The sequence below is a fragment of the Roseateles sp. P5_B10 genome (assembly GCF_056400485.1).
In genome coordinates, this window is sequence record NZ_JBFULE010000737.1 from 1 (window position 1) to 2,626 (window position 2,626).

Annotated in this window: 4 protein-coding genes; all 4 read right to left on the minus strand. The window is 66.7% G+C overall.

Features of this window, described 5'->3' with window-relative positions:
* Nucleotides 1–1,259, minus strand: a 1,259-nt coding sequence (locus AC1DU6_RS26790) for an excinuclease ABC subunit UvrA (RefSeq protein ID WP_477860829.1), incomplete at its 3' end; no start/stop codon positions are given.
* Nucleotides 1,260–1,670 (minus strand): VOC family protein, encoded by a 411-nt coding sequence (locus AC1DU6_RS26795; protein WP_477860831.1) that lies wholly within the window; start codon nt 1,668–1,670, stop codon nt 1,260–1,262.
* A 40-nt stretch (nt 1,671–1,710) separates the two neighbouring features.
* The gene (locus tag AC1DU6_RS26800; protein ID WP_457324065.1) at nt 1,711–2,154 is read right to left on the minus strand and encodes a helix-turn-helix transcriptional regulator; all 444 of its coding nucleotides are present in this window, start codon (nt 2,152–2,154) and stop codon (nt 1,711–1,713) included.
* On the minus strand, nt 2,151–2,626 hold a 476-nt coding region (locus tag AC1DU6_RS26805; protein ID WP_477860833.1), incomplete at its 5' end, for an acyltransferase family protein. The genes AC1DU6_RS26800 and AC1DU6_RS26805, both read right to left, overlap by 4 nt.

Below are 2,626 nucleotides of genomic sequence, written 5' to 3' on the forward strand. Positions count from 1 at the left end.
ACGACGAGCACGGTGTTGCCCTTGTCGCGCAGCCGGCCCAGCAGCTCGTTCATGCGCTGGATGTCGTGCGGGTGCAGGCCGGTGGTCGGTTCATCGAAGACATAGCTGACATCGGTCAGGGACGAGCCGAGGTGGCGGATCATCTTCACGCGCTGGGCCTCGCCACCGGACAGCGTGCCGGTTGGCCGGTCCAGCGACAGATAGCCCAGGCCGATCTCGGCAAAGGCATCGAGCAGATGGCTCAACGCCTTCAGCAGCGGTGCGACCTCGGCGCCCTTCAAGCCGCGCACCCAGTCGGCCAGGTCGCTGATCTGCATTGAGCAGGCGTCGGCGATGCTGTGCTTGCCGATCTTGCAGGACCGTGCCGCTTCGCTGAGCCGCGTGCCATGGCATTCGGGGCAGGTCTGAAAGGTGATGACGCGGTCGACGAAGGCGCGAATGTGCGGCTGCAGCGCGTCGACGTCCTTCGACAGAAAGGACTTCTGGATCGACGGGATCAGTCCGGCATAGGTCAGGTTGATGCCGTCGACCTTGATCTTGGTCGGCTCCTTGTGCAGCAGGTCGTGCAGCTCGCGCTTGGTGAACTTGGCAATCGGCTTGTCGGGGTCGAAGAAGCCGCAGCCTCTGAAGATGCGGCCGTACCAGCCCTCCATGCTGTAGCCGGGGATGTTGATCGCGCCGCCGTTGATGGACTTGCTGGCATCAAACAGCTGGTCAAGGTCGAAGTCCGACACCGAGCCCATGCCCTCGCAGCGCGGGCACATGCCGCCGGTGCGCGAGAAGGTCTGCTTGACGGCCTTGCTGGCGCCGCCCTTGTCGACGGTGATGACACCAGTGGCCTGCACCGACGGCACGTTGAAGGCGAAGGCGCTGGGCGGGCCGATCTGCGGCTTGCCGACGCGGCTGAACAGGATGCGCAACATCGCGTTGGCGTCGGTGGCCGTGCCGACCGTGGAGCGGGCATTGGCGCCCATGCGCTCCTGGTCGACGATGATGGCCGTGGTGATGCCCTCCAGCACGTCCACCTCGGGCCGCGCCAGCGTGGGCATGAAGCCCTGCACGAAGGCGCTGTAGGTCTCGTTGATGAGGCGCTGCGACTCGGCTGCGATGGTGCCGAAGACGAGGGAGCTCTTGCCCGAGCCGGACACGCCGGTGAACACGGTCAGCCGCCGCTTGGGGATGTCGACGCTGACGTCCTTGAGGTTGTTCTCACGTGCGCCCTGCACGCGGATGCGGTCGTGGTTGTCAGCGTCGGCCATTCAGCGCTTCTCTTGAATGCGCAGCAGGTTGCCGGCGGGGTCGCGGACGGCGCAGTCGCGCACGCCGTACGGTTGCATCGTGGGCTCTTCGACGATCTCGGCGTCCTCGGCTTGGAGCTTGGCGAAGGTCTTGTCCAGGTCGGCCGTGGCGAGGATCAACATGCCGAAGGTGCCCTTGGCCATCATCTCGGTGATGGTGCGGCGCTCGTCCTCGGTGACGCCGGGCGTGACCGCCGGCGGGTGCAGCACGATGGWGGTGCCCGGCTGGCCGGCCGGGCCGACCGTGATCCAGCGCAGGCCGTTGTAGCCGACGTCGTTGCGCACCTCGAAGCCGAGGGTGTCGCGGTAGAAGGCCAGCGAGGCTTCCGGGTCGGATTGGGGCAGGAAGCTGGAGTGAATGCTGATGTCCATGGGGTCAATCTCTGTGGGTGGTTAAGGCACGGAAAGAAGTCTAGGTTTCGCTCTCTTGCGGCGCTTCTCGATTCCTGATCGGTTTCGTTACCTGGCGGGCGACGCAGGCCGGCATGCCCGCCGTCGCCTGGGCCTGGTCGCGCTTGTAGGCGCTGGGCGATTGGCCGACCAGTTCGCTGAAGCGCGTGCTGAAGGTGCCGAGCGATGAGCAGCCGACGGTGAAGCAGACCTCGGTGACGCTCAGGTCGCCACGCCGCAGCAGGGCCATGGCGCGTTCGATGCGCCGCGTCATCAGATAGCTGTAGACCGATTCGCCATAGGCCTGGCGGAACTGCCGGCTCAGGTGGCCGCCCGACATGTGCACGCCGCGCGCCAGGGCCTCGACGTCCAGGGGCTGTGCATATTCGCGGTCGATGCGGTCGCGCACGCGGCGCAACCTGGTGAGGTCACGCAGATGGAGTTCGGAGCCGGGTTGGATCGTCATGCCGGCATGCTGCCAGTTTCAATGGTTCGCGGCGAGCGGGCCAGGCGGTCGCGCAGTTGCAGGCCCGGCTTTTCGACGAGATAGTGCAGGGCGGCGCCCACGGCCAGGATGACGACGGCATAGACCGGGAACAGGGCCGGTCCCTGCAGCGGCAGCGCCGGTGCGATCCAGACATGCACGACGTGCATCGCGATCTTGTGGCTCAGGTAAAGGCTGTAGGAGATGGCTGCCAGCCAGCCCGTGCCGGGCACGGCCCAGGCCCGCGGCGTGCTGGCCGCCAGTACGAGCAGGCCGAAGCCGAAAGAAAGCAGCGGCCAGCCAACCGCGTTGGCAACCAGGCCGGTGCGGTCGCGGAACAGCCAGAAGGCGAGGGCGGTCATGGCCAACCCGGTGAACAAGAGCGCCGTCGAGCGCGCCTGCAGCCGCGTCCACAGCTGCGGCCGGTAGACGCGTAGCGCGGCCAGCATGATGC

What these genes read in the sequence shown, in the direction of transcription:
- AC1DU6_RS26800 (WP_457324065.1), bottom strand. Translation starts at nt 2,154, where the DNA reads ATGACGATCCAACCCGGCTCCGAACTCCATCTGCGTGACCTCACCAGG.